This window comes from Micromonospora sp. CNZ295, from assembly GCF_004217535.1.
The window spans coordinates 4904946-4930996 of sequence record NZ_SHKZ01000001.1 but is presented as its reverse complement, the minus strand read 5'-3'; the positions used below and the strand labels follow the sequence as shown (position 1 = coordinate 4930996).

Genomic DNA, 26051 nt, shown 5'->3' with positions numbered 1-26051 from the left:
CGCGCGGTGATGCCGACAACCCTCAACCCTTCAGTTCGTCCGTCGGAGGCGTCCCGCGCTCCCGGTCCTCGTCCTTCACAGCGAGCGAAGTCCGGCGAGAAGCGCCGCGAGTAGTTCCATCGAGGGCCGCTCGGCGAGCGCCGACGGGTCGAGCGTCTCGACGAGCCCGGCGTCCACCAGATCGCCGAGCAGCACCCGGACGGTGCCCAGCGGCAGGTCGAGCACCCCGCCGATCTCGGCCACCGACAGGGGCTGCGGGCAGCGCCGGAGGATCTCCCGGTGCTCGGGGAGGAGCCCCGCCGGCACCGTCGCGTCCCGCCGGGCCACGACCAGCGAGATCAGGTCGAACCGGCCCGGGGGCGCGGTCCGACCGCGGGTCAGCGTGTACGGCCGGGCGACCGGCCCGGCGGCCTCGTCGTACCACGCCTCCTCAGGGTCTCCGTCGCGATCCACCGGCGTCTCCGTTCATGACCGTCGGAGCCGGCACGACGGGCGCGTCCCCCGTCCGAGCGGCCGGCAACTCGATCGTTTCCGGGCCGGCGCCCCCGGCCGGTGTCCGGCTCCGGTTCGGCAACTGGTCGGACTCGGGCTCGGGCTCCTGGTCCTTTGGCCGCGGCGGGTCCCCGGCCGCACGGGCAGGCCCGCCGACCGGGGTGACCAGGGACGCGGGAAGGAACACGACCGCCTCCGTGCCGCCGCGCCCACCCGGCCGCAGCGAGATCGTGGCGCCACAGCGGGCGGCCAGCAGGGCGGCGGCGTGCAGGCCGGCGCAACCGGGCGGCGCCTGCGCCGCAGGCGCGGCCAACAGCGCCTCGAGCTCGGCGTGCAGCTCGGCCGTCAGGCCCGGTCCGTCGTCGGCGACGACGACCCGGCAGCCCTGGCCGTCCGGAACCCCGGCGACCCGTACGGCCGTGTTCGGCGGTGAGGACGCGAGGGCGTTCTCGATCAGCTCGGCCAGCAGGTGGACGACGTCGGTGACGGCCGGTCCCGCCAGCTCCCACGGCCAGTGCGGCGCGACCAGCACCCGTTCGTACCCGGGCACCTCGGCCATCGCTCCCCGGGCGACGTCCAGCATCGGCACCGGCCGTCGCCACCGCCGGGCCGGCGTGCCGCCGGCCAGGGTCACCAGCTTCTCCACGTTCCGCCGGATCCGGGTGGCAAGATGGTCCAGGCGGAAGAGGTCGGCCTCGTCGTCGGGGGCGCGGTCGCGGCGCTGCAACTGATCCAGCAGATCGAACTGCGCGCGCAGCAGGGCCTGGTTACGTTGGGTGAGCCGGAGGAACGGCTCCCTCGGGTCCGACGCCGGGCCGGTGCGCAGCCGTACGGCGCGGGCGACATTCCAGAGCACCGCGAGCACGGCGATCAGGCCGAGCCCGACCACGGCGCCGGCGCAGCCAAGCGCGATCGCGGCGTCCACGCCGGCGCGCTCGACGCTGTGCCGGGCCGTGCTGCGCACCACCTGGTCGAGCCCGTCCAGCGCCGGCTGCACGGTGGATCGCCAGGTCTGCTCGGTGAGCTCGGTCCCGGAACCCGTCAGCCGTTCCTCGGCAGTGCGCAGACCGTCGAAAACCGGGCCGGTCACCAGGCGTCGGTAGTCGTCCCGCCCCTCGGCCGGCAGGTCGGCGGCGGCCTCGGCGCGGGCATACCGCTGGGTGGCCACGAGCCCGGTCAGGCGCTGCCGGTCCGCCGGGGTGACCCCGTCGACCAGGGCGCCAGCGAGCAGCGTGTCCTGCCGGGCGAGCAGTTCGCGGGCGCGGGCCAGTGCGACGACCGCCCGACTCTCCGCCGCCAGCCCGCTCTCCCTCGTGCCCCACGCCGGCTCGTAGACCGCGAACGCCGCGTCGACCAGCTCGTCGTAGCCGGCGGCTGCCGCGGCCCGGTCGAGTTCGCCGGCGTCGATCCGGGACCGGAGGCCGGTCAGGTCGCGGAGCCGGGTGACGAGGTCGTCGGCCCGCTGCCGGGTTTCGCCGCCGTCGAGCAGCCGGACGCCGACACTGTCCCGGCCGGCCTCGACCACGGCCGCCGCCTGGTCCGTGGCGGCGCGGGTGTCGGCGAGGGCACCCGGTGCCTGCGCCCGGGCGATCGCGGCGACGGTGAGCCGGCGCTCGATCTGCAGGGCGAGGATCAACCGGTCGGCGGGTTGCCCCACGTCCGCGGCGAGGGCCCGAACCCGCAGCAGGTCGGCGGTATCGCGGCTGGTCAGGTACGCGGCGTAGGACCAGAGTGCGAGCAGTACGGCCACCATGGCGAGCAGACGCGTGCGGACCGGTCGGTCCGGCGGCCGGATCATCCCGCGCTCCGCTGCGGCCAGAACCGCCCGGCGGCGCTGCTCGAGCGGTCCGCCACGACGGTACGCAGCAGGGCCAGCAGCTCGGCGCGGTTGGCGCAGTTGAGCCGGGACCGCATCCGGGCCACGTGGTGTTCCACCGTCTTCGCCGAGATGAAGAGCCGATCCCCGATCTCGCGGTAGGTCAGGCCGGCGACCACCAGCTCCGCCACCTCCTGTTCGCGTTCGCTGAGGCGGTGCCGTGGCCCGGCGACCTCCGTACCCGTCCGGTCGCCCTCCGGGGCGTTCCGCGGCCCGACCGGTCGTTCCTGGAACATCCGGGCGCATTCCAGCAGCGCCGTCATCGCCCGCCGGTCGGCGGTGCGGATGGCGGCCTGACCGGCCAACCGGGCCGCGTCCCAACGGAGGCCCACGTCGTGCAGGCCACGGGCGGCCGTCTCCACCCGGGCCGGGTCGACCGCACCACGCAGCACGTCGACCCAGCTCGCGGCGGCGGCGGCTACCACGGCGGCGTACCGGCTGCGGTCGGCCGTGGCCAGTAGCGCGGCCACGTGCTCGTCGGCGGCCACGGGCTGGTCGGCCAGGATCGCGGCGTGCAGCCCGCTCCAGTGCCACGGTGTGCTCCACAGCGGCGGGTCACCGAGCCGGGCGAGCAGATCCCGGGCCTCGCGCAGGTACGGCTCCAGCCGGGGCAGGTCACCGAGCCGGGCCGCGACGACGGCCAGCTCACCCAGCGGCAGGAGGGTGAACAGGTCGACGGGGTGCCGGACGACCGCCTCCAGCGCGCGTTCCCAACCACGCCGCAGCCCGGCGAGGTCGCTGTTGCGCCGGGCGACGCCCAGCTGCAGGGCGGCGGCGAAGAGCAGGTCCCGCGACTCCAGCGACTGGCCGGCCGCGACCTCGGCCAGCGCGTCGGCGGCGGCGAGGGTGCGGCCGCGCAGCATCGCGATCCATGCCTGCAGGAGCCGGTGCCGGGGCACCATCAGCGGCCCGCCGACGCCGCTGGCCACGGCCCGGTCCAGGACCCCCTCCGCGATGTCCAGCTCACCGCAGTGCAGCCCGGTCAACGCGGCGAGAGCGGCCGGGCTGTCCGGAAGGAGCAGCGCGCGACCGTCCGGTTCCAGCAACGCCGCGGCCTGTACCAGCGTGGACAGCGCGGCGGTGGGCGGACCGTCGAGGCTGTCGCGTACCCCCTCGGCCATCAGCCGGGCGGCGCTGCCGTGCAGGCTGGGCGGCGCTGCGGGGTCGTCCACCGGGGGCAACTCGGCCGCCGGCCGGCCGGTGGCGAGCGCGCCCACCGCGGCGAACGCGACCGAGGACGGGTTGCCTGACCACCGGTACAGCTCGACGCTGCGGCGTACCTGGCCGCGGTGGGCCAGCGCGGTGGCGGCGACCTGGGCGGCCTCCGCGCGTTCGGAGGGGTCGGCGCCGGCCAGCAGTCGGTCGGCCAGCCGGAGGGCGGCGTCGAGGTCACCCGCGAGGGCGGCGGCGAAGGCCTGGCGGGCGGGGATGGGGTGCCCGGCAGCGGTGGCCGTGGCCAGCAGCTCCGCCGCGAGCGCCGGCTCCGTCGCGAGTGCCTCCTCGGCGGCGGCGGTCAGCACCGGTGCCGGGCAGACCTGCCTGCCACCGACCGGTGCGATGGCGCGGACCGTGGGCAGCACCGGGCCGCCCCGGGCGAGCTGCAGTTCGGTCAACCGGCGCCACACGGCGGTCCGCTCAGCGGTGGGGGCGAGCGCGACGACGGCCCGTCGAACGAGGGGTGTGACCTGCTGGTCGGGGCCGAGGAGGCCGGCCGCCGCGGCCTCGGCGACCAGGTCGTCCACCGCCTCTGGGGCCCGGTCGAGCAGGTCGGCCAGCAGGTCCACCGGCACCGTCGGGCCGGCGGCGAGGGCGATCAGGAGTCGGCGGGCGTCGGCGCTCACGGCGGCCAGGTCGGGGCCGAGTTCCAGCACAGCGGACCGGGGCGGTTGGCCCGCGGCGCCCGCCTCCGAACTCAGCGCGCGGACCAGTCGGGCCACGTCGCGTGGCACGCCGCCGGTCTCTCGGTGTACGACGTCGGGAAGGTCGGGCTGCCGGTCCACCTCGGGCACGGCCGCGAGGCAGGCGGCCGTCTGTTCCGGTGTGAAGGGAGCCAGCAGCGGCGCCGACCCCCGCCGCCGCAGCGTCTCGGTGAGCTCGAACAGGTCCGCCCGCCAGGGTCCGGGCCGCTGCGTGACCGCGAGGCGGTGGTTCGCGTCGGCGAGGCCCCGGAGCGTGCGCAGGTGGGAATCGTCGAGCAGATGGGCGTCGTCGATCAGGAGCACCGTCACCGGCTCGACCGGCGTGCCCGGCTCCGGCACGGACGTCAGGACCGGGACGCCGGCCCGGCGGTAGGTCCGCGCCAGCTCGCGCAGGACGAAGGTCTTCCCGTGGCCGCCCGGCGCGGTCAGCGCGAGCGCCAACGGTGCGTGCGGGTCGGCCGCGGCCGCGTCGAGCAGGGCGTGCGCAGCGGTACCCGGCACGGGGCGCCAGGCGATGGTGCTGCTCGTGATCATTCTGGTCATCCTTCGCGTCCGCGGGTCCTGATCCGGGTGAGCCGGGACGCCTTCGGCAGGTCCAGCGGAGCGGTCCGGATCGGCGGGCGGGGTGGTGGTTCGTCCGGCAACGTCGGATGGTGGTCGTCGTCCCGCGGCACGGCGTACCGGGCGCCGTCGGGGGGCTCCTCGCGTGCCGGGGCGGGTCGGGGTGCCGGCGCGCTCACCTGGCACGCGGCGAGCGCCGCTCCAACGGCGGTCGTGTGGTGGGGTTCGGGTTCCATCTCGACCGGGACGCCGAGGCCGGCGAGCAGGGCGGCGACCAGCGGAGTCCGGGTGGCGCCGCCGGTGAGCAGGACGCCGTCGAGCTGCGCCGCGGCCAGGCCGGCGGCGTGGACCGCGTGGACCAGCAGGTCGACCGTCGCCTGCACGGCCGGCCGGATCATGGCCTCGAACTGGGGCCGGGTCACCGGCACCCGGACGGTGCCCGCCGGCAGGGCCAGCAGCACGTCGGTGTGCGCGTCCAGGCTCAGCGCGCGCCGGGCGAGTTCGCACTGCGGCGGCAGAGTGCGCAGCGTGGCGGGCGCGTCGCGCCGGTCGAGGGCGGCAAGGTCCCGGGCGAGGACGGCGCGTACGTGGTCGGCCAGCGCCTCGTCGAAGTCGACGGCCCCGAACGTGTCCAGCGCCTGAGGCCGGCCGAACGTCTCGTACGTGCCGTACGGCGTGCGCCGGACCAGCGTCGCCTCGAACGTCTCCCCGCCGAGGGCGTACACGGCGGCGGTGCCGCCTGCGAATCCCCGGGCGGCGTGGCTCTCGGCTACGGTCACGGCGTGCGGCAGCAACGTCACGTGGTGCAGCCCGAGGTCGCGCAGCGCGCGGCGCAGCAACTCCCGGCGGTGCGGACCCCACGCCGAGGGGTGGGCGAGCACCAGGGCGTCCGCCGGGCCGCCCTCCAGTTCGGACACCCGTTCCACCACCCACGCCGCCAGCACGGCGGTCAGGGTGTGCGCGGGGCAGGCCTCTCCGCCGAGGAGCAGGGGCACGTGGTCGCCGACCCGGCGGAGGAAACAGCGGGCGGTACGGCTGGGATCCGGGCGGTCGGGCTCACCGACGGTGAGTGAACCGTCGACCGTCAGGTGCAGCACGGACGGCACGCTCGTCGACCGGGCGTCCAGGGCGACCACCTCGGGGCGCGCCCAGGTGGAGCCCTGCCGTCGGGCGACGGCGGCGATCGTGTTCGTGTTTCCGATGTCTATTCCCAGGACGTACGGCATTCGATTCTTTCCGGCGCGAGCTGGCCCGGTTGACGTCGACGGTGCCGGTGCACCGGACGGCCCGCCCCGGTGACCACCCGGGGGCTCCTACGTTCGTACCAGAGATCACTCCGGCATCGGGACCCTAACTCTGGCCGCATCGAATCCCCCTGTCCCCCTAACGGGGGAGGGTCGGGACCCCCGGTGTCGCCGGCCGGGTTGCGGGCTCGTCCCCGATGTCCCGCTCCGGCTCCCGTTCCTATCGTCGCTGTCGGCGAACGATCGTCCTGCAACGCTACGTCGAGGAGAACCTGGCACATGGACTCGCACCAGACCCTGCACGACTTCGTACTCAACCTGCTCACCGACCCCGATGCCCGGGCCGCCTTCGACCTCGACCCGGAGGGTGCGCTGCAGGCGGCGGGCCTCACCGACATCACCGCCGCCGACGTCCAGGACGTCGTGCCGCTGGTGGTGGACTACGCCCCGGTGCAGGGTCTCGCTCCACTGCCGACGACGACCGGGCAACTCGGCATCGATCCGCTGGTGACCGACGCGACCGACGTGGTCGGCCAGCTGCAGGCGGTGACGCAGCAGATCAGCGTCGGAACCTCGTACAGCGGGGTGGACGTCAAGGCGGGCGTGCTGGGGGCCATCGCGATCGACCCGGGCTCGGTGTCCGTCGGCGCGACGGTGCTGCCGGGGATCGGCCTGGGTGTCGGTCCGGCCGGCGTCACCACCGACCTGACCGGCGTGCACGACGTGACGCACACCCTGGACGCGGATGTCGTCGGCGCCGTCGACACGGTCGCCGATCCGGTGGTCGGTGACGTGACCGGCACCGTGGGCGCCGCGGACGGCACGCTGGGCTCCGCCGAGTACGGGCGGTACGCCGGCGACGGCCTGCTCGGCGGTGACGGCCTGCTCGGCGGTGAGCTGGGCGGCGTCCTGCCGGGTACCCGGGCCCAGGTGGACGGTGTCGTCGACTCGCTCGGCGTCGACGACACCCTGGGCGGTCTTGGCCTCGAGCGCACGGTGAGCGGCGTGGTGCCGGTCGACGTGCCGTCCACGGTGGGTGGCGTCACGCAGCAGGTCGACGGTGTCCTGTCCGGCGTGACCGGCACGGTCGGTGGCGTGGACGCCGGTCTCGGCGCGAACGTGAGCGGCGACGACGGTGTGACCGGCGGTGCCAGCGCCACCACCGGCGGAGGCCTGCTGGACGGCCTGCTCTGACCGGGTTGCCCGGCACCGAGGGCCGGACCGGCCGTCCCGGTCCGGCCCTTCACCCGGCGCTTTTCCGATCCCTCTTGATAATTGCCGTTAAATCAGCACACTTGTTGCGGTGATTTCGGGGATCTGGCTGGACGTCCTGGACGAGATCGGCCGTACGTGTCAGGCGTACGGGCGGGGCGACCTGCTCCAGGCGGTCCGGCGCAAGCGGGTCCAGTTGCTGGATCCGACGCTACGGGTGCTGGTCGTGGGCGAGCCGAAGCAGGGCAAGAGCCAACTGGTCAACGCCATCCTGAACGCTCCGGTATGTCCGGTCGGAGACGGCGCCACCACCGCCCTGCCGACCGTCGTCGGGTACGCCGAGACGCCATCGGCCGCGGTCGTTGAGGAACCGGCCGCCACCGCGCGGCCGGTGATGGGTGCCGCGCCGGCGAGCGTCGAGCGGACGCCCGTGCCGCTGGACCGGGTCGCCGCCGGAGTCGCCGGCACGCTCGGGCGGCACGCCGCAGGCGGCCCGGCGTACGTCGAGATCGGACTGCCCCGCGACCTGCTCAAGGCCGGGCTGGTCCTGGTGGACACGCCCGGCGCCGACGAGGTGACCGCGATCGGCACGGGGGTCACCGCTGCCGGTCTGGCCCGGGCGGACACCGTGCTGCTGGTGTCCGACTCGACCCGGGAGCTTTCGGTCACCGAACTCAACCTGCTGCTGCACGTCACCCGGTCGCACCCGAACGTGGTGGTGATCCAGACCCGGACTGATCTGGTGCCGGACTGGCGGGCGGTCGCCGAACGGAACCGGACGCACCTCGCCGACGCGGGCATCCCCGCCCCGCTGATCCCCGTCTCGGCCGCGCTGCGCCTGCGGGCGGCCGCCACCGAGGACCGCGTGCTCAACGCCGAGTCCGGCTTCCCGGCGTTGATCGCCCGGCTGTGCCGGGACCTGGCCGGCAAACCTGACCGGCTGGCCCCCGCCGCGGTCGGCCTGACCGCCCGAACGGTCTTGGAGCAGCTGGCCGCGCCGCTGCGCGCCGAGCTGGAGAGCCGGGACACCGAGCGGGACTCCGCGCCGCTGTCCCGGCTGCACGCCGCCCAGCGGGAGGTCGACGAGCTGCGCCGGTGCTCCACGCGCTGGCAGAACACCCTCGCCGACGAGATGGCGGACCTCATCTCCGACCTCGAGTACGACCTGCGTGACCGGACCCGGGAGATCATGCGTACGGTCGACGAGGCGTTCGACGCCGCCGACCCCCTGGTCGCCTGGGACACCTTCCAGGAATGGCTGGACGGCAGCCTCGTCGAGGCGGCCGAGGCGAACCGGGAATGGCTGGTCCACCGGTGCGACTGGGTCGCCCGCCGGGTGGCCGCCCAGTTCGCCCGCTACGGCCACGACGTCCTGCCGCCGTGGTCCATGGCGGTGTCGCAGCACCTCGCCGGCCGGCCGCCGGAGCTGGAGCGCCCGCGCGTCGACCGGTTCACCGCCACGCAGAAGCTCATGACGGGGATGAAGGGCTCCTATGGCGGCCTGCTGATGTTCGGCCTGGCGATGACGCTGGCCGGCATGCCGATGATCAACCCGGTCTCGATCGGCGCCGGTGCCCTGTTCGGCGGCAAGAGCATCCACGACGAGAGCCGGCAGCTGCTCCGCAAGCGACAGTCCACCGTGAAGGGCGCCGTCCAGCGGCACGTGGACGACTTCTTCGTGCGCACGACCCGCGACTGCCGCGACACCGCCCGACAGGTACAGCGGATGCTGCGGGACCACTTCGCGGCGCTGACCGAGGAACTGCAGGAGGCCATCATCCGGTCGCTACGCAGCGCCAAGCAGGCGGCCGACACCGACGCGGCCGTCCGCGACCAGCGGCAGCGCGAGACCCGGTTGAAGATGACCCGGCTGGCGGCCCTCTACGAGCAGGCCCAGCAGCTGACGACGGGCCGGCCGGCGTCGGCGCCGTTGGAGCGGTTGCCGTGACGGCCGGGACACCTCTGGACGAGACGGTGCGGGGTCTGCTGCACCGGGCGCTCCAGCTCTACCGGCAGCTCCCGTGGATGTCCGACCGTCTACAGGAGGAGCTGGCCCGGCTGGAGCAGCCGCTGCGCGTGGCGATCGCGGGACCGTGGCGGTCCGGGAGGTCCACGCTCCTCAACGCGATCATGGGTGAGGAGGTGGCGCCGGTTGACGGCGCAGCCGGCGACACGTTCTTCACCTGGTACCAGGACGGGGCCCGGCCGCAGGCGACCGCGTACTCGGCCAACTATCCCCCGCAGGAGCTGGGAGTCGTCAAGTCCGCAACCGGGATGCGGGTGGACCTGGCCGGCTGGCGGGCGGGTGAACTGCGCGACGTCGTCGTGCGCTGGCCCACCCGGGCGCTGCGGCAGCTCACCCTGATCGACACGCCACCGGTCACCGCTCCGAGGGAACACGGCCGCGCAGCGGTGCTGGACCGGGTGCTGCGCGAGGCGGACGCGGTGCTCTACCTGAGCCGCGACGGTCGGAGCTCCGACCTGCGGGCGCTGCGCGCCGCCCGGGACAGCGCCTGCGGGCAGGCCGCGCCGGTGAACACGATGCTGGTCCTGTCCCGGGCGGACGAGATGGGCGGCGGCCGGATCGACGCCCTGCTGACCGCCCGCCAGGTCGCCCGGCGGCTGCACCGCGACACCGGGATCGCGGCGCTCTGCCTGACCGTCCTGCCCTGCAGCGGCGTGGTCGGACTCGCCGGCCGGTCGCTCACCGAAGCCGAGTTCGCCGCGCTGGCGGAACTGGCCCGCGTGCCCCGTCCGGAGCTGGAGTGGCACCTGCTCTCCGCCGACCGCTTCCTGCGCGTCGACCCGCCCGCGCGCGTGGACGCCGCGCAGCGCGCCGCGCTGCTGGACCGCCTCAGGCTGTTCGGGGTTCGACTGGCGACGACCCTGGTACGCACGGGCTGCGACAGCCGGGCGAAGCTTTCGGCGGAGCTCATCCGCCGCAGCGGCCTGGCCGAGCTGCGGGAGGCGATCAGCCGGTTCTTCATCGACCAGCGGGAAACGCTGAAAGCACGCAGCGTCCTGGTCGCCCTCGAGGAACTCGTGCGCGCCGAGCCCGGCCCCGGCACCGGGGAACTGCTCGGCTCGATCGAGCGGATCCTCGCCGGCGCGCACGAGTTCCAGGAGCTGCGCCTGCTGGCCGCGCTGCCCGGCCCCGGGCTCGGCTTCGACGCCGATCTGGCGACGGAGGCGCGACGGTTGGTGGGCGGGGACGGCGCCGGCCTGGCCGCCCGGCTCGGCTTCGAGCACAACGCGCCGATGCACCAACTCTGGCAGGCCGCGGCGGAGGCGCACTGGCGATGGCGGGACCGCGCCGAGGACCCCCTGCTCAGCCTGGTTCAACGGCGCGGGGCCCAGGTCGTCGTGCGCAGCTGCGAGGGCATGCTGGCAACACTGGCGGCAACCGGGCGGTGAGGCGACGGACCGTCAGCCGAGCAGCCCGTCGGTGGGCAGCGGCAGCGACGGCAGCGGGGACAGCAGCGGTCCGATGGGCAGCGACACCTCGGGCAGCGGTAGCTGGGGAACCGACTCGATGCTCGGCGAGTGGCTCGGCTCCGGTGTCGCCCCGTCGGCCGACGGTCGGGGCGTACCCGCGGTGGGGCCGGGTGCGGCGGTCGGCCCCGGGCTGGCCGGCTCCGCGCCGGTCGGGCCGGGGGTGGTCGCGTCGCGTGCGGCGCGCAACTCGCGGGCCAGCATCTCGATCGTCGCGCGCAGCCGGTCGACGGCGGCGGGGTCGTCGACGGCGGCCAGGTTCCGGCGGGCCCGCTCGATCAGGCGCTCGGCGTCGTCGAGCCGGCCCTCGCCCAGGGCCGTGCGGGCCCGGACGATGCTGTCTTCGACGCTGCGCACCTCGGCCTGCTCCGGGTACAGCAGCCGGGTCAGCGACCACAGCGGGTTGTCGGGCCCGGCGTTGCGGCTGCCGATCCCGAGCCCGGAGACGAGCGCCACCAGGACGACGGCGGCGGCCGCCAGGCGCAGCGCCCACGGCTGGGACCGCCGAAGCGCCGGACGGGGCGGCCCGCTCGGGCCCCCTGCAGGTGGTGCCGCCGGGCGCACCTCGGTCGCGGAGTCGTCGGCGAGGTCGGCCCGCCAGGCGGCGAGCAGCGTCGCGAGTTCGTCGCCCTCGGGCGCCGGGTCCCCGCGTCCGAGCGCGTCGAGCAGCGCGTCGTCGCGGGCGAGGGTCCCCAGGTCCGTCGCCTCGTCGTCGCGTCGACGCTCACTCATTAGGCTGCCACCTCGTCCAGTGAACCCCCGGCAAGGGTACGGAGCCGGGCCAGCGCGCGGGACTGCGTCATCCGGACCGCCGCCGCCGTCATCCCGACGATCGTCCCGACCTCCTCGGCCGGCAGGCCGACCGCGACCCGCAGCAGGATGATCTCCCGCTGGACCGGCGGCAGGCGGTCGAGCAGGGCGGACAGCCGGCGGGCCAGATCGCTCGCCATCGCCTGCTGCTCCGGCCCGGGCGCGGCGTCGGGCTGCTCCAGTGGTGCGTCGGTGACGGCGACGGCCGAGTCCCGGATGGCCGATCGTTGCGCGTCGGCCACCTTGTGGGCGGCGATCCCGTAGACGAACGCGGAAAAGGGTGCGCCCTGCTCCCGGTAGCGGGGGAGGGCGGCCAGCACCGCCACGCACACTTCCTGGGCGACGTCGTCGGCGGTGGTGTACGCCCCGCCGATCCGGCCCAGCCTGGCCCGGCAGTACCGCACCAGCCCCGGACGGACGTCAGCGAGCAGCAACTCGGTCGCCGCCGGGTCGCCCTCGGCGGCCCGGCGAACGAGATCTGTCCGCTGGATCACTGTCATGAGCTGGCGAGGCACCTTCATTACCGGCGGGTTACCGGCACGCTACCCAGCCCGGCGCCGTTTTCCTAGCTCACGTTCCGCCACGGGTCCGCAGCGGAAAGAAGTTGTTGCGTTCTCGGCGCGAACGCCGATGTAGCAGGCAGCAGCGAAGAGGGGAGGGCAGCAGTGGGCGTCGAGGTGGCCGTGCGCGGGCTGACCAAGTCGTTCGGTGGACAGCCGGTCTGGTCGGACATCTCGCTGACGCTGCCCGCCGGGGAGATCTCCGTCCTGCTGGGGCCCTCCGGCACCGGCAAATCGGTGTTCCTCAAGACGCTCGTCGGGCTGCTGCGACCCGACCGCGGCTCGATCCTCATCGAGGGCCGGGACCTGCCGCGCCTGTCCGAACGCGAGCTGTACGAGGTGCGCAAACTGTTCGGCGTCCTGTTCCAGGACGGCGCCCTGTTCGGCTCCATGACGATCTACGACAACGTGGCCTTCCCGCTGCGCGAGCACACCCGCCGGCCCGAGTCGCAGATCCGGGCCATCGTCACCGAGAAGCTGGAGATGGTGGGCCTGGTCGGGGCGGAGCGGAAGCTGCCCGGCGAGATCTCCGGTGGCATGCGCAAACGCGCCGGCCTGGCCCGCGCGCTCGTCCTGGACCCGCAGATCGTCCTCTTCGACGAGCCTGACTCCGGTCTGGACCCGGTCCGCACCGCCTACCTCAACCAGCTCATCATCGACCTCAACCAGCGCACCGAGGCGACCTTCCTGATCGTCACCCACGACATCAACACCGCCCGTACGGTGCCGGACAACATCGGCCTGATCTACCACGGCCACCTGGCCATGTTCGGACCACGGGAGATGCTGCTGTCCAGCACCGAACCGGTGGTCCGGCAGTTCCTCAACGCCCAACGGATCGGCCCAATCGGCATGGCGGAGGAGAAGGACGCCGACGAACTGGCCGCCGAGGCACAGGCCGGCGTGGAACTGCCGCCACTGCCGCCGATCCCGCCGCAACTGCAACCGTCCGACGGGCTGCCCCGCCGGGCCGAGCGCCCACCCGGCCAGTGGTGCCGCGAGCACGACGTCACCCCGCCGCCCGGCTCCTTCGACAGCCTTCGACCTGCCCAGCAGCCCACGATCGACCTCGGCGAGCGGCTCACTGCCGACACGCGCCGCGACCCGGAGGCGGCCCGGTGAGCATCCCAACCAGCGCCGTCCGCCGATCCGGGGAGTACTTCGCGTTCTGCCTGGACACCCTGCGCGCGCTCGGCCGGCGGCCGGTGCAGGTCCGCGAGTTCGTCCACCAGGCCTGGTTCATCAGCTCCGTGTCGATCCTGCCCGCCGCCCTGGTCTCCATCCCGTTCGGCGCGGTCATCGCCCTCCAACTCGGCTCACTGGTCCGCCAGCTCGGCGCGCAGTCGTTCACCGGCGCCGCCTCGGTGCTCGCCGTGGTCCGCGAGGCGGGGCCGATCGTCACGGCCCTGATCATCGCCGGCGCCGGTGGCTCGGCGATCTGCGCGGACCTGGGCTCCCGCAAAATCCGCGAGGAGCTGGACGCCATGCAGGTGCTCGGCATCGACCCCATTCACCGCCTCGTGGTGCCCCGCGTTCTGGCCTCGATGCTGGTGGCCGTCCTGCTCAACGGACTGGTCAGCGTCGTCGGCGTGACCGGCGGGTACGCGTTCAACGTCATCCTGCAGGGCGGCACCCCCGGGGCGTACCTGGCCAGCTTCCAGGCCCTCGGGCAACTGCCCGACCTGCTGGTGGGTGAGGTCAAGGCGCTCCTGTTCGGGGCCGCCGCCGCGCTGGTCGCCTCGTACAAGGGGATGACCGCCAAGGGCGGCCCGAAGGGCGTCGGTGACGCGGTCAACCAGAGCGTGGTCATCACCTTCATGCTGCTGTTCGCGCTGAACTTCGTGGTCACGGCCGTGTACTTCCAGGTCGTACCGCAGAAGGGAAGCTGACATGGCGGTCCTGCGCCACCTCGACGACCTCGGCGGGCAACTCGCCTTCTACCTGCGCGCCTTCGCCTGGACGCCGCGTACGCTGACCCGCTACAAGCACGAGGTGCTCCGGCTGCTGGCAGAGGTCAGCTTCGGCACCGGCGCGCTCGCGGTGTTCGGCGGCACCGTCGGCGTGATCTGCTTCCTCACCTTCTTCACCGGCACCGAGGTGGGACTACAGGGCTACCAGGCGCTCGACCAGATCGGCAGCAGCGCCTTCACCGGCTTCGTGTCGGCGTACTTCAACACCCGGGAGATCTCGCCGCTGGTGGCCGCCCTGGCACTGTCGGCCACCGTCGGCTGCGGGTTCACCGCCCAGCTCGGCGCCATGCGGATCTCCGAGGAGGTCGACGCGCTCGAGGTGATGGGGGTGCCGTCCCTGCCGTTCCTGGTCACCACCCGCATGATCGCCGGCTTCATCGCGGTCATCCCGCTGTACGTGATCGGCCTGCTCGCCAGCTACCTCGCCACCCGCACCATCGCCGTCGGCTACTTCGGGCAGTCCGCCGGCACCTACGACTACTACTTCCACCTGTTCCTGCCGCCCGAGGACGTGCTCTGGTCCTTCGGCAAGGTGCTCGTGTTCAGCGTGATCGTGGTGCTGGTGCACTGCTGGTACGGCTACACCGCCCAAGGCGGACCGGCCGGGGTCGGCGTCGCGGTCGGGCGGGCCGTCCGGACGGCGATCGTCTCGGTCAACATCGTCGACTTCTTCCTGTCGCTGGCCATCTGGGGCGCCACCACCACGGTCCGGATTGCGGGGTGAGAATGAAACATCGCGTCCTCGGCATCGCGTTCATCGCCGTGCTGACCGCGGCGCTGACCACGTCGGTGCTGCACTACCGCAAGGCGTTCACCCCGGTCGACCGGGTCACCCTGCACGCCGACCGCGCCGGCCTGCACCTCCTCGAGGGCGCCGACGTCAAGGTACGCGGCGTCGTGGTCGGCGACGTCCGCTCGGTGCGCAGCCACGGCGGCGGCGCCGTCATCCGGCTGGCCCTCGACCCCACCACCACCGACCGCATTCCCGCCGACGTGACCGCCCGGCTGCTCCCGAAGACCCTCTTCGGCGAGCGGTACGTCGAACTCGTCCCACCGCCCGGCGGCGGGCGCGCCGCACCGATCCACGACGGCGCGGTCATCACCCAGGACCGCAGCCGCACCGCGGTGGAGCTGGAACGCGTGCTCGACCAGGCGCTGCCGCTGCTGCAGTCCATCCACCCCGACCAACTCGCCGTCACCCTCGGCGCGATCTCCACCGCCCTGCGGGGACGCGGCGACCAGCTCGGAGAGAACCTCACCCGGCTCGGCGCCTACCTGCGGCAGCTCAACCCGGAGCTGCCCACCATCGCCGAGGACGTGCGACAGCTCGCCGCCGTGCTGGACAGTTACGACGCCGCGCTGCCGGACCTGCTCTCGCTGCTACGCGACGTCACGGTGACCGTACGCACGGTCGGTGACCAGCGGAGCCAACTCGCCGCGTTGCTCGCCGACACCACCGACACCGCCGAGACCACCCGGGTCTTCCTGGACCGGCACGGCGACCAGCTCATCCGCCTCGGTCAGGTGAGCAGGCCGGTGCTGGAACTGTTCGCCACCTACGCCCCCGAGTACCCGTGCCTCGTCGACGGCCTGGTCGCCCTGCAACCCCGGGTCGAGGAGGTCTTCGCCAGCGGGCGGATGAGCATCACCCTTGAGGTGACCCGCGACGGCGGCCCGTACGAGCGCGGCCGCGACGAGCCGGTCTACGCCGCGCGCAACGGCCCCGACTGCCGGCACCTGCCCCACCCGCCGGTGCCCGCCCCCGACGTGGCCGTCGCCGACGGGTACGACCGCGGCGGCAGCCGCAACCGCCCGCCCCTGCCGGTCGGCACCGCGAGCGCAACGGCGGGCCCGGCTCCCGGACCGGCCACCATGGGCCAGGCCGGCACCCGCGAGGAGAGCGCCCTCGTCAAGCCCCTCGTCGGCGCGCTCACCGGCACCCCACCGGCGGCGGTGCCAGACATCGCGGTCCTGCTCTGGGGACCGCTGCTGCGCGGAGCGGTGGTGAACGCACGATGACCCCGAAGCCCACCGCAGCCCTGGTCAAGCTGGCGCTCTTCGCGGTGGTGACGCTGCTGGCCACCGCAATGCTGGCGCAGACCCTCGGCGCGTTCCCACCCGACGGTGTCACCTACCGCGCCCAATTCACCGACGTCACCGGGCTGCTGCCCGGCGACGACGTCCGGATCGCCGGCGTCCGGATCGGCAAGGTCAGCGACATAGCCGTGGTCGACAACACGGTCGCCGAGGTGACCTTCACCGTGGACCGCGACGTGCCCGTGGCGACCAGCGTCCACGCCAAGATCCGCTACCGGAACCTGGTCGGCCAGCGGTACGTCGCCCTGACCGACGGACCGGGCGACGGCCGGCCACTGCGCGCCGACGGGCTGATCCCACTCAGCCAGACCGCGCCCGCACTGGACCTGACCGTCCTGTTCAACGGGTTCCGGCCACTGTTCACCGCGCTCAACCCGGACGACGTCAACAAGCTCGCCTACGAGATCATCCAGGTCCTGCAGGGCGAGGGTGGCACCGTCGCGAGCCTGCTGCAACGCACCGCCTCGCTGACCAACACCCTCGCCGACCGCGACGAGGTCATCGGCCGGGTCGTCACCAACCTCACCAGCGTGCTGGACACCCTGGCGAGCCGGGACCGCGAACTGGACCAGAGCATCGCCCAGCTGCAGCAGTTCATCTCCGGCCTGTCCGCCGACCGCACGGCCATCGGCGAGGCGCTGGTCAACCTCGGCGAACTGACCACCGCGACCGCCGCGCTGCTGCAGGACGTCCGGCCGCCGCTGGCCGCCGACGTACGCGCCCTGGACGACCTGGCCGGCACCCTGGACCGCAACGCCGCCGTCATCGACGGCACCCTCGGCCGGCTGCCCGGACGCTACGAGGCCCTGACCCGCGTGGCCTCCTACGGCTCCTGGTTCAACTTCTACCTCTGCGGCTTCGACGGCCGGGTGGCCGTCGACGGGCACGCGCCCCTCAACCCGGCCACCTTCCGCGCCACCGCCGCCCGCTGCGTCACCGGAGGCAGCCGATGAAACCCTTCCGCGAACGCAACCCGGTCGTCGTCGGCGCGGTCGGGCTCGCCGTGATCACCGCCGTCCTGCTCGGCGCCTTCCAGCTCGACCGGCTGGCCGCCCTGACCGGCCGCAGCTACCAGGCCGCCTTCCACGACGCCAGCGGTCTCACCACCGGAAACGAGGTCCGCGTCGCCGGTGTCCGGGTCGGCGTCGTGACCGCGGTGGAACTCGCCCGCGTCCCGCAGCCGTACGTGCGAGTCCGCTTCCGCGTCGACGACGACGCCATACGCCTCGGCCGCGACACCGGCGCCACCATCCGGATCAAGACGGTGCTCGGGCAGAAATACCTCGCCCTGTCCCCGGCCGGACCGGGCACGCTGCCCGAGGACGCCCAGATCCCCCTGGCCCGCACCGCCGCGCCGTTCGACGTGGTGCAGGCCGTCACCCGGCTCGCCGACACCCTCGACAAGGTCGACACCGATCAGCTCGCCCAGGCGTTCACCACCCTGTCGGAGACCTTCGCCGACACCCCGCCCAGCGTCAGCTCCTCGCTCACCGGCCTGTCCCGGCTGTCGCGGACCGTCGCCAGCCGCGACGCCGAACTACGGGCCCTGCTCGGCCGGGCCCGCGAGGTCACCGGCGTGCTCGCCCAACGGGATGAGGAGTTCCGCCGACTCGTCGCCGACGGCGAGAAGCTGCTCGCCGAGGTCAGCCGCCGCCGCGACGCCATCCACGCCCTCCTGGTCGGCACCGACCAGCTCGCCACCCAGCTGTCGGGGCTGGTCGCTGACAACCGCACCCAGCTCGAACCGGCCCTGCGCAAGCTGCGCGACGTGGTCGCCGTGCTGCAACGCAACCGCGACGACCTGGAGCAGACCATCCGCCGGATGGGACCGTTCGTCACCGCCTTCGCCAACGTCGTGGGCAACGGCCGGTGGTTCGACTCGTACGTGGACGGCCTGCTCCAGCCGTATCTGCCCACCACGGGAGGACGCTGATGCCCGGTCCGATCCAGCGCTGGCGACGCCCGGTGGCCGCCGCCACCGTGTTGCTGACCGCCGTCGCCGCCGGAATCGTGCTCTGGCACCACGAGGCACCCGAGCGGCGGGTCGTCGCCCACTTCACCAAGGCGGTCGGCGTCTACCCCGGCTCCGACGTGCGCGTGCTCGGCGTCCGCGTCGGCACGGTCGAGTCGGTCACCCCGCAGGGCCGCACCGTGCGCGTCGCCATGCGCTACGACCCCGAGGTGGACGTCCCCGCCGACGCCCAGGCCGTGATCGTCCCGCCCAGCGTGGTCAGCGACCGCTACGTGCAGCTCACCCCGGCCTTCACCGGCGGCCCCCCGCTCGCCGACGGCGCCGAGATCCCCGCCGAGCGCACCGCCGCACCCATGGAGATCGACGACATCTACCAGGCCCTCGACGAGTTCAACCGCACCCTCGGACCCCAGGGCGCCAACCGCGACGGCGCGCTGTCCGACCTGCTCGCCACCGCCCGGGCCAACCTGGAGGGCAACGGCAGCGACCTGCACGACACCCTCGACGGACTGTCCCGCGCGCTCACCACCCTCTCCGACGGACGGCAGGACCTGTTCGGCACGGTGGCCAACCTGCAACGCTTCACCACCGCGCTGGCCCGCAACGACCAGCAGGTCCGCGGCTTCAACCAGCAGCTCGCCGACGTCGCCGAGCAGCTCGCGGGGGACAAGGAGGAACTGGCCGCCGCGCTGCGCAACCTCGCCGCCGCGCTGGCCGACGTGACCACGTTCGTCCAGCAGAACCGAGCGGTGCTGGTCGACAACGTGACCGCGCTCGCCGACGTCACGCGCGTCCTGGTCCGGCAGCAGCAGGCGCTCATCGACATCCTCGACGTGACGCCGCTGGCCGTGAGCAACCTCAGCCTGGCCTACAACCCCCGCTCCGGCACCCTCGACACCCGCGACAACGTCATGGGTCCCTACGACCCGCCCGCGTTCGTCTGCTCGCTGATGGCCGCCCAGCTTCCGGCCGCCGAGGTGCCGGCGACATGCACCGCCCTGGCGCAGACCCTGCACTCCCGGGGCCTGCCCCTGACCGACCAGCTACGCAAGCTGATCAAGCTGCCGCCCAGCGCCCCGGCGACCGGCGGGTCCGCACCGGGGTCCGTCAGCTCCCCCGGTGCCGGCGCCCCCGCCACGGCGCCGGGCGGCCCGTCCACCACCACGAGCGACCCGACACTCGGCGGCATTCTCCGGGGGCCGCAATGAGCCCGCGTCCGCGAGCCAACCATCAGGGCAGCCACACAGGTGGCATGAGAACCCGGCTGCTCCGCCTGCTGGCGGGCGGGCTCGCGGTGGCGCTGCTGCCCGCCGGTTGTGGCCTTCCCGACGTCGCCGACCTGCCACTGCCCGGCGGCAAGCCCTCCGGCGACGGCTACACGGTCACCGCCGAGTTCTCCGACGTGCTCGACCTGGTGCCACAGGCCGCCGTGAAGGTCGACGACGTCACCGTCGGCAGCGTGGAGAAGATCTCCCTGTCCGGCTGGCACGCCCGGGTCCGGCTGCGCATCGACCGCGCCGTGCGGCTGCCCGCCAACGCCACCGCCGCCGTCCGACAGAGCAGCCTGCTCGGCGAGAAGTACGTGACCGTGGACGCCCCGCCCACCGAGCCCGTCCATGGACGCCTCGCCGACGGTGACCTCATCCCGCTCTCGCGCACCAGCCGGGGCGCGGAGGTGGAGGAAGTCCTCGCCGCACTCGGCCTGCTGCTCAACGGCGGCGGACTGGCCCAGCTCCGCACCATCAACCAGGAACTCGCGAAAGCCCTCGACGGCCGTGAACCCGAACTCCGGGACACCCTCCAGCAGCTCGACACCTTCATCGGCGGCCTGGACCGGCAGAAGACCGACATCGTCCGCGCCATCGAGGCACTCGACCGGCTGACCGGCCGGCTCCACCAGCAGCGGCAGATCGTCGGCGACGCCCTCGACTCCCTCGCGCCGGGCCTGACCGTGCTGGCCCAGCAGCGCGACCAGCTCACCAAGGCCCTCACCGCCCTCGGCGAACTCGGCCGGGTCGGCACACAGGTGGTCACCCGCAGCCGGGAGGACACCATCGCCAGCGTACGAGCGTTGCAGCCGATCCTGGAACAGCTCGCACGGGCCGGCGACAACCTGCCGAAATCGCTGGAGTTCATGTTGTCATACCCCTTCCCACCCAACGTCGAGGGCGCGATCGTCGGCGACTTCGTCAACCTGAAGGTCACCGCCGACCTGGACGCGGCCAGCATCCTGGCCAACCTGGTCGCCGCCGCACCCGACCGGCAGGACACCCCGAAGCTCCCCGGCGCACCTCGGTCGCCCACCGCCACCGGTGCCCCACGCACCCCCGGCGGACTGCCCGCGCTGCCCGCCCTGCCCCTGACCGATTGCCTGCCGGATCCGAAGACCCTCCCGGCGACGTGGACCCCGCCGAAGGAGTGCGGACTGCCGGACGGCTGCGTGCTGCTCAAGCCCGGATCCACCGTGCCCCTCGGCGGACTGCTCGTACCCACGGGCGTCGTACCGGCCGGCACGGTGCTCCCCGCCGGCACGAAACTGCCACCCGACACCGTCCTGTCCGCCGACTGCCTGCTACCGATAACCGGTGCCGTCACCGGCCAGATCGGCGAGCTGACGGACCTGCTGGGAGGAGGTCTGCTCCGGTGATCGGACGCACTGCGAAACTGCAGATCCTCGCCTTCGTCCTGGTGGCCGTGCTCGGGATCGGCTTCGTCGGGATCCGCTACGTCGGCCTCGGCGACCGGCTGCTCGGCAACGGCTACGTCGTCCACGTCGACCTTCCCCGGGCCGGCGGCATCTTCGCCAACGCCCCGGTCACCTACCGCGGCGTGCCCGTCGGCCGGATCACCGGCGTCCACCTGCGCCCCGACGGAGTGCGCGCCGACCTGCGGATCAACCGCGGCGTCCGGGTACCCGACGCGCTGCGAGCCGTGGTCACGCAACGCTCCGCCGTCGGCGAGCAGTACCTCGACCTGCGGCCCGAACGCGACGCCGGTCCCTTCCTCATCGACGGGTCGGTGATCCCGGCCGACCGCACTGGCGTCCCACTCGCCCCGGAGACACTGCTGGCCAACCTGGACGCCCTGGTCCGCTCGGTCAACCCGGACGACCTGACCGTGTTGATCACGGAACTCGGCGCCGCCTTCGAGGGCAACGAACAGTCGCTGGCCCGGATCCTCGCCGCCGGCGACGCGCTGCTCGTCGACGCCGCGACCCGGCTGCCGGAGACGCTGGCGCTGATCCGCGACAGCCGGACAGTGCTCACCACCCAGGCGGAGTCCGCGGAGGCGCTGCGCCGGTGGTCGGCCGGGCTGGCGCAGCTGGCCGCCACGGTCCGCGCCGCCGACCCCGACCTGCGGCGGCTGCTCGCCGAAGGGCCGCCAGCCGGTGCCGAGGTTCGCGCGCTGCTGCGCGGGCTGGGCCCGACGATCGGCACCCTGCTCGGCAATCTCGTCACCGTCAACGGCGTCGCCGCCCGCCGACTGCCCGGCATCGAACAGCTGCTGGTGGAGTACCCGGTCGTCGTGGCCGGTGGGTTCACCGTCACCCCCGGCGACGGGACCGCCCACCTGGGTCTCGTGCTCAACGTCGGCAACCCGCCGTCGTGCGTCTACCGCAACGGCACCACCCGGTGCGACGCCAGCGAGCACGCCGCGGGCGCGAACGTACGCGGGTCGCAGAACGCGCCCCGACCGTCCGGACGGGAACCGACGCCACCCCCGCCGGACCCCGGTCCCGAGGCCGGCTACGACCCGGCGACCGGCCTGGTGCTCGGCTCGGACGGACGGCCGCTGCAGTTCGGCGGGACCGGCGGCCAGTACCGCGCCGCCGGTGACCAGTCCTGGAAGCAGCTCTTGCTCGCCGGGGTGACCCCATGACCCGGCGTACCGGAGGAGGTGGCGGTGTGAACAGCCGCAGGAACACCACGTTGAGAGTCGTCAAGGGCACCTCGGCCGGCGGGTCGACCCCGCCGCGCCGCCGCCTCGTCAGTCGACCCGTGACCGCCTCGACCGAGCCGATCGAGGCGGTCCTGGAGCGGCTCGACGAAGAACCGGCCGAGGATCTGAGCGGGACCGGCGACCTGCCCCCGACTGGTGCCCCGGCCGAGGCCGAACCCGCCGAACAGCCAAGCGGAACCGACGCCCGCGCGATGAGCGACCCCGAGCCCGGAGCGACAGCCGGGACGACGGGCACAGCCGATGCCGCCCCCGCCGGCCCACCGCGTAGCCGAATACTGCCCCTTCTGCTCGTGGCGCTGCTCGCCGCCGCCCTCACCGCAGCCTGCGTCTACGGCCACCGCTGGTACGTCGACCGGGCCACCGACCAGGCCCGGAGCGAGGCCGTCGCCGCCGCGCGGCAGGCCGCGGTCAACTTCGTCTCGGTCAGCGCCGCCAGCGTCGACCGGGACCTACAGCGCGTCACCGCCGGGGCGACCGGCGATTTCAAGGACGAATTCACCCGCGGCCAGGCGCAGGTCCGCAAGGCCGTGGTGGAGAACAAGGTCCAGTCTCAGGGCACCGTGCTGCGCGCCGGGCTGGTCTCCGGAGACCACCGGCAGGCGGTGGTGCTGGTGGCGGTCGACGCCACAGTGAAGAACGCCAAGGCACCCGACGGCCGGCCCTCGCACTACCGGATCCAGCTCGACCTGGTCCGGGACCGGGCCTCAGGCGACTGGCTGGTGTCCAAGCTGCAGTTCGTCGGCTGACCGGAGGAGAACACCGATGCGCGTCCCAACCGCTCTGCGCCGCCCGCCGCGGATCCGACTCGTACCCGCGCTGGTCCTCGCGATCGTCCTGGCGGCCGCCGTGGCTCTCGCCGGCTGGTACGGCGACCGCCAGGCAGGCCAGCGCGACCACGCCGTACGCCAGGCCCTGGCCACCGCGCCCGCCGCGGCGAAGGCCCTGTTCTCGTACGACTACCGCACCTTCGACGACAGCGTTGCCAACGGCCGCACCTTCACCACCGGCGCGTTCGCGGACGAGTACGCGCAGACCACCGCCGCGCTGAAGCAGACCGCCACGAAACAGCAGGCGGTCGTGCTCGCCGAGGTCTCCGCCACCGGAGTGGTCAACGCGGACACCGACCGGGTGGAACTGCTGCTCTACCTCAACCAGTACCGGCGCAATGTGACCACCGCGGGGGAAAAGGTCGACCAGAACCGGGTCGTGCTCACCATGGTCCCCGTCGACGGGGAATGGAAGGTGATCAAAGCCACGGCGATCTGACCGGGCGAGCCGCCGGTGGCCGACGCCGACGGAAGCTCCCTACCCGCTCGTGCTCTCACTGTTGACCGCCACCTAAAGGCACCACAGCAACCCTCGAAACGGATTACTGCGGAACGACGCCAGCCTCCAGGTACGCCCGGATGCTCGCCTTACCCTGACAACTCGGCGCCGAGTGTCGGCCCGCCCGACGGTGAGACCAGCCCAGGTAGGACAACAGCGCCACCGGGGGTGGTGGGCCCGCCGCCCGGGGTGCGGGTGGCGACGGCGGCGGCCGCGACCAGGGCGCGGTACCCGGGGCGGAACGCCGGCGGGGGAGGGCCGGCACCTCCCTCGGAGAGGTGCGGCAAGATGTGTCCAACATCAACTAGCCGAGTCCGTGGCGGGTGAGCCCGAGTAGCCGTAGGCGCGATCGCGCCGATGGGCCTCGTGCGACCGATGCGGTCGGGATCGCCGCCGACGGCAACCGCCTCGACACACGCCCGGAGCCGCTGGTGTTCGGCAAGGAGGAGGACCAGCAACCCGTACACCTGCAATGCCCGCGGCCAGCAAGGGGTGGTCGCGGGCACGCTGAGCCCGGCCTAGCCGACGGCGGACGGTACACCGAGCATTCTGGTCGAGATGAAGGGAAGTTGGATGAGGAGAGTCCGCGTTGCGGTTCTCGCAGCGGTAGCGCTGGTGGTTCAGATGGCAGGGCTCGCTGTCGCGGCGGGGCCGGCGGTTGCCGCGGATCGCAACGGCATCTGCGACAGTGGTGAGTTCTGCTACTACTACAACAGCGACAATCAGGGTTCTGTCTCGGACTTCACCGATTCGGTCAGCGACTACGGCGCTGCGCAGCCGTCTTGTTACGACTTCAAGAGCGCGGGTAGCGGGCAGGGTGTCTGTGTCAAGAACAACGCCGCGTCTGTCTGGAACCGGTCGAGCACGACCGTCCGCGTCTACTTCAACAGCAATCATGACGGCGCCTACCAGGAAGTGGCGCCGGGCTACAAGGGTCAGTTAAACGGCACGCTGTACAACAACAACGCCTCACACCGGTTCCTCTCGACCTCCGCAGGCGGTAGCTCGCGTGACGGATCCTGCGACCGCGGCGAGTTCTGCTACTACTACAACAGCGACAACCAGGGTTCTGTCTCGGACTTCACGGACTCAGTCGGTGACTACGGTGTCTCGCAGCCGTCCTGCTACGACTTCAAGAGCGCGGGCAGCGGACAGGGCCAGTGCGTCAAGAACAACGCCGCATCGGTGTGGAACCGGTCAGACAGGACGGTCCTGGTCTACGTCAACAGCGGCTACGGAGGCTCGTACCAGTCGGCGGCGCCGGGCTACAAGGGCCAGTTGAACGGCACCCTGTACAACAACAACGCCGGACATCAGTTTACCGGCAGCCCCGTAAGTTCCGACGGTGCACGTAACGGCTCCTGCGACAGTGGTGAGTTCTGCTACTACTACAACAGCGACAATCAGGGTTCTGTCTCGGACTTCACGGACTCAGTCGGTGACTACGGTGTCTCGCAGCCGTCCTGCTACGACTACAAGGGTGCGGGCAGCGGACAGGGCCAGTGCATCAAGAACAACGCCGCATCCGTGTGGAACCGGTCAGGCAAAACCGTCCGGGTCTACTTCAACAGCTACTACGGAGGCTCGTACCAGTCGGTGGCGCCCGGTTACCAGGGCCAGTTGAACAGCACGCTGTACAACAACAACGCCGGACACCGGTTCCTCACGACCACCGACGACGGGAGCGGCGACACCGGAACGAGCGGCGGGCGCAACGGCTCCTGCGACAGTGGTGAGTTCTGCTACTACTACAACAGCAACAACCAGGGTTCTGTCTCCGACTTCACCACCTCGGTCAGCGACTACGGTGTCTCCCAGCCGTCCTGCTACGACTACAAGGGTGCGGGCAGCGGACAGGGCCAGTGCATCAAGAACAACGCGGCTTCCGTGTGGAACCGATCCAGCAAGAAGGTCGGTGTCTATTTCAACAGCTACTACGGCGGCTCCTGCCAAGAGGTGGCGCCGGGCTACCAGGGCCAGCTGAACAGCACCCTGTACAACGGCAACGCCTCGCACCAGTTCCTCACGAGCTCCAGCGCCTGTTCCAGCAGCGGTGGAGGAGGCGGGGGCGGAGACACCGGCGGCTCCAGCTCCGAGAAGATCGAGCGCGTCATCGATGCCGCGTTGTCGCAGACCGGCAAGGGTTACAGCTATTCCTGGGGCGCCGGGGGCAAGTCCGGGCCGTCCTACGGGATCTGCTGCAGCCCCAGTGGGTACGACGACCGCAACCGTTACGGCTACGACTGCTCCGGCCTGACGCAGTACGCCTTCTGGCAGGGAGCCGGCATCGACATCGGCGGCTACACCGGCATTCAGCAGCACAAGGGAACGGTAGTCTCGATGAGCAGCATCAAACGAGGCGACCTGATCTTCTGGGGCAGCCCCCAGGGCAGCACGACCCACGTAGCCATCTATCTCGGCAACGGCCAGATGGTCGAGGCATCCTGGCCCCGGAACTCGACAAGCGTCCACGTCACCAGCGTCTACGGCGGAGACTTCGGCGTTCGAGTGATCTGACAGACCTGATCACACATCGAACACAGGGACGACGGCAAGCGGG

General features: G+C 72.7%; 21 protein-coding genes. 15 read left to right on the top strand and 6 right to left on the bottom strand.

Annotated features, from left to right (window positions below; all coding sequences use genetic code 11):
* Nucleotides 1-75: 75 nt before the first annotated feature.
* The 4 genes from EV376_RS23010 to EV376_RS22995 are packed head-to-tail and all read right to left on the bottom strand — an operon-like array spanning nucleotide 76 to nucleotide 6074.
* Nucleotides 76-453, bottom strand: coding sequence for a DUF742 domain-containing protein (locus EV376_RS23010; RefSeq protein WP_130326465.1), 378 nt, complete (start codon nucleotides 451-453; stop codon nucleotides 76-78).
* Nucleotides 431-2290 carry a nitrate- and nitrite sensing domain-containing protein gene (locus EV376_RS23005; RefSeq protein WP_130326463.1) on the bottom strand — a complete coding sequence of 620 codons (1860 nt, stop codon included), beginning with the start codon at nucleotides 2288-2290 and terminating at the stop codon, nucleotides 431-433. The genes EV376_RS23010 and EV376_RS23005 overlap by 23 nt, the downstream gene beginning before the upstream one ends.
* Nucleotides 2287-4821, bottom strand: a complete 2535-nt coding sequence (locus tag EV376_RS23000) for a helix-turn-helix domain-containing protein (RefSeq protein ID WP_130326461.1) — start codon at nucleotides 4819-4821, stop codon at nucleotides 2287-2289. The genes EV376_RS23005 and EV376_RS23000 overlap by 4 nt, the downstream gene beginning before the upstream one ends.
* 5 nt (nucleotides 4822-4826) lie before the next feature.
* Nucleotides 4827-6074, bottom strand: coding sequence for an Hsp70 family protein (locus EV376_RS22995; protein WP_130326459.1), 1248 nt, complete (start codon nucleotides 6072-6074; stop codon nucleotides 4827-4829).
* A gap of 297 nt (nucleotides 6075-6371) precedes the next feature.
* On the opposite strand from EV376_RS22995, the gene EV376_RS22990 reads away from it, so the two are divergent.
* From EV376_RS22990 to EV376_RS22980, 3 genes are all read left to right on the top strand, one after another.
* On the top strand, nucleotides 6372-7286 hold the full coding sequence (locus tag EV376_RS22990; protein WP_130326457.1) for an IniB N-terminal domain-containing protein: 915 nt from the start codon (nucleotides 6372-6374) through the stop codon (nucleotides 7284-7286).
* 109 nt (nucleotides 7287-7395) lie between these two features.
* On the top strand, nucleotides 7396-9252 hold the full coding sequence (locus EV376_RS22985; RefSeq protein WP_486482764.1) for a dynamin family protein: 1857 nt from the start codon (nucleotides 7396-7398) through the stop codon (nucleotides 9250-9252).
* Complete coding sequence (locus tag EV376_RS22980; protein WP_130326455.1) at nucleotides 9249-10718, top strand: GTPase domain-containing protein; 1470 nt, start codon at nucleotides 9249-9251, stop codon at nucleotides 10716-10718. The genes EV376_RS22985 and EV376_RS22980 overlap by 4 nt, the downstream gene beginning before the upstream one ends.
* Nucleotides 10719-10730: 12 nt before the next feature.
* On the opposite strand, the gene EV376_RS22975 is transcribed toward EV376_RS22980, so the two are convergent.
* Nucleotides 10731-11528 carry an anti-sigma-D factor RsdA gene (locus tag EV376_RS22975; RefSeq protein ID WP_130326453.1) on the bottom strand — a complete coding sequence of 266 codons (798 nt, stop codon included), beginning with the start codon at nucleotides 11526-11528 and terminating at the stop codon, nucleotides 10731-10733.
* Nucleotides 11528-12106, bottom strand: coding sequence for an RNA polymerase sigma factor ShbA (shbA, locus tag EV376_RS22970; RefSeq protein ID WP_130326451.1), 579 nt, complete (start codon nucleotides 12104-12106; stop codon nucleotides 11528-11530). The genes EV376_RS22975 and shbA overlap by 1 nt, the downstream gene beginning before the upstream one ends.
* A gap of 165 nt (nucleotides 12107-12271) precedes the next feature.
* Between shbA and EV376_RS22965 the strand changes: the two genes are divergently transcribed.
* The 12 genes from EV376_RS22965 (at nucleotide 12272) to EV376_RS30535 (ending at nucleotide 26008) form a co-directional block, all read left to right on the top strand.
* Entirely contained in the window at nucleotides 12272-13288 is a 1017-nt protein-coding gene (locus EV376_RS22965) for an ABC transporter ATP-binding protein (protein WP_130326449.1), read from the top strand.
* Nucleotides 13285-14055 carry an MlaE family ABC transporter permease gene (locus tag EV376_RS22960; protein WP_130326447.1) on the top strand — a complete coding sequence of 257 codons (771 nt, stop codon included), beginning with the start codon at nucleotides 13285-13287 and terminating at the stop codon, nucleotides 14053-14055. Before EV376_RS22965 ends, EV376_RS22960 begins: the two co-directional genes overlap by 4 nt.
* Before the next feature lies 1 nt (nucleotide 14056).
* Complete coding sequence (locus EV376_RS22955; RefSeq protein ID WP_130326445.1) at nucleotides 14057-14860, top strand: ABC transporter permease; 804 nt, start codon at nucleotides 14057-14059, stop codon at nucleotides 14858-14860.
* Nucleotides 14861-14862: 2 nt separating this feature from the next.
* The gene (locus tag EV376_RS22950) at nucleotides 14863-16155 is read left to right on the top strand and encodes an MCE family protein (protein WP_130326443.1); all 1293 of its coding nucleotides are present in this window, start codon (nucleotides 14863-14865) and stop codon (nucleotides 16153-16155) included.
* Nucleotides 16152-17186: an MCE family protein gene (locus tag EV376_RS22945; protein ID WP_207228324.1), complete on the top strand. Its 1035-nt coding sequence runs from the start codon at nucleotides 16152-16154 to the stop codon at nucleotides 17184-17186. The genes EV376_RS22950 and EV376_RS22945 overlap by 4 nt, the downstream gene beginning before the upstream one ends.
* Complete coding sequence (locus EV376_RS22940) at nucleotides 17183-18166, top strand: MCE family protein (protein WP_130326439.1); 984 nt, start codon at nucleotides 17183-17185, stop codon at nucleotides 18164-18166. Before EV376_RS22945 ends, EV376_RS22940 begins: the two co-directional genes overlap by 4 nt.
* Nucleotides 18166-19413: an MCE family protein gene (locus EV376_RS22935; protein ID WP_130326437.1), complete on the top strand. Its 1248-nt coding sequence runs from the start codon at nucleotides 18166-18168 to the stop codon at nucleotides 19411-19413. The genes EV376_RS22940 and EV376_RS22935 overlap by 1 nt, the downstream gene beginning before the upstream one ends.
* A gap of 44 nt (nucleotides 19414-19457) precedes the next feature.
* A complete protein-coding gene (locus EV376_RS22930) occupies nucleotides 19458-20852 on the top strand; it encodes an MCE family protein (RefSeq protein ID WP_130326435.1) in 1395 nt (464 codons plus the stop codon).
* Nucleotides 20849-22084 (top strand): MlaD family protein, encoded by a 1236-nt coding sequence (locus EV376_RS22925; protein WP_165438065.1) that lies wholly within the window; start codon nucleotides 20849-20851, stop codon nucleotides 22082-22084. Before EV376_RS22930 ends, EV376_RS22925 begins: the two co-directional genes overlap by 4 nt.
* A gap of 26 nt (nucleotides 22085-22110) precedes the next feature.
* Complete coding sequence (locus tag EV376_RS22920) at nucleotides 22111-22911, top strand: hypothetical protein (RefSeq protein WP_130326431.1); 801 nt, start codon at nucleotides 22111-22113, stop codon at nucleotides 22909-22911.
* Between the two features lie 16 nt (nucleotides 22912-22927).
* Entirely contained in the window at nucleotides 22928-23431 is a 504-nt protein-coding gene (locus EV376_RS22915; RefSeq protein ID WP_130326429.1) for a hypothetical protein, read from the top strand.
* Between the two features lie 633 nt (nucleotides 23432-24064).
* Nucleotides 24065-26008 carry a peptidase inhibitor family I36 protein gene (locus tag EV376_RS30535; RefSeq protein ID WP_207228322.1) on the top strand — a complete coding sequence of 648 codons (1944 nt, stop codon included), beginning with the start codon at nucleotides 24065-24067 and terminating at the stop codon, nucleotides 26006-26008.
* Nucleotides 26009-26051 lie beyond the last annotated feature (43 nt).

Coding starts and splice junctions, on each gene's coding strand:
- EV376_RS23005 (WP_130326463.1), bottom strand. CDS start 2,290: ATGATCCGGCCGCCGGACCGACCGGTCCGCACGCGTCTGCTCGCCATG.
- EV376_RS23000 (WP_130326461.1), bottom strand. CDS start 4,821: ATGATCACGAGCAGCACCATCGCCTGGCGCCCCGTGCCGGGTACCGCT.
- EV376_RS22995 (WP_130326459.1), bottom strand. CDS start 6,074: ATGCCGTACGTCCTGGGAATAGACATCGGAAACACGAACACGATCGCC.
- EV376_RS22990 (WP_130326457.1), top strand. CDS start 6,372: ATGGACTCGCACCAGACCCTGCACGACTTCGTACTCAACCTGCTCACC.
- EV376_RS22975 (WP_130326453.1), bottom strand. CDS start 11,528: ATGAGTGAGCGTCGACGCGACGACGAGGCGACGGACCTGGGGACCCTC.
- shbA (WP_130326451.1), bottom strand. CDS start 12,106: ATGACAGTGATCCAGCGGACAGATCTCGTTCGCCGGGCCGCCGAGGGC.
- EV376_RS22955 (WP_130326445.1), top strand. CDS start 14,057: ATGGCGGTCCTGCGCCACCTCGACGACCTCGGCGGGCAACTCGCCTTC.
- EV376_RS22950 (WP_130326443.1), top strand. CDS start 14,863: ATGAAACATCGCGTCCTCGGCATCGCGTTCATCGCCGTGCTGACCGCG.
- EV376_RS22945 (WP_207228324.1), top strand. CDS start 16,152: ATGACCCCGAAGCCCACCGCAGCCCTGGTCAAGCTGGCGCTCTTCGCG.
- EV376_RS22940 (WP_130326439.1), top strand. CDS start 17,183: ATGAAACCCTTCCGCGAACGCAACCCGGTCGTCGTCGGCGCGGTCGGG.
- EV376_RS22935 (WP_130326437.1), top strand. CDS start 18,166: ATGCCCGGTCCGATCCAGCGCTGGCGACGCCCGGTGGCCGCCGCCACC.
- EV376_RS22930 (WP_130326435.1), top strand. CDS start 19,458: ATGAGAACCCGGCTGCTCCGCCTGCTGGCGGGCGGGCTCGCGGTGGCG.
- EV376_RS22915 (WP_130326429.1), top strand. CDS start 22,928: ATGCGCGTCCCAACCGCTCTGCGCCGCCCGCCGCGGATCCGACTCGTA.
- EV376_RS30535 (WP_207228322.1), top strand. CDS start 24,065: ATGAGGAGAGTCCGCGTTGCGGTTCTCGCAGCGGTAGCGCTGGTGGTT.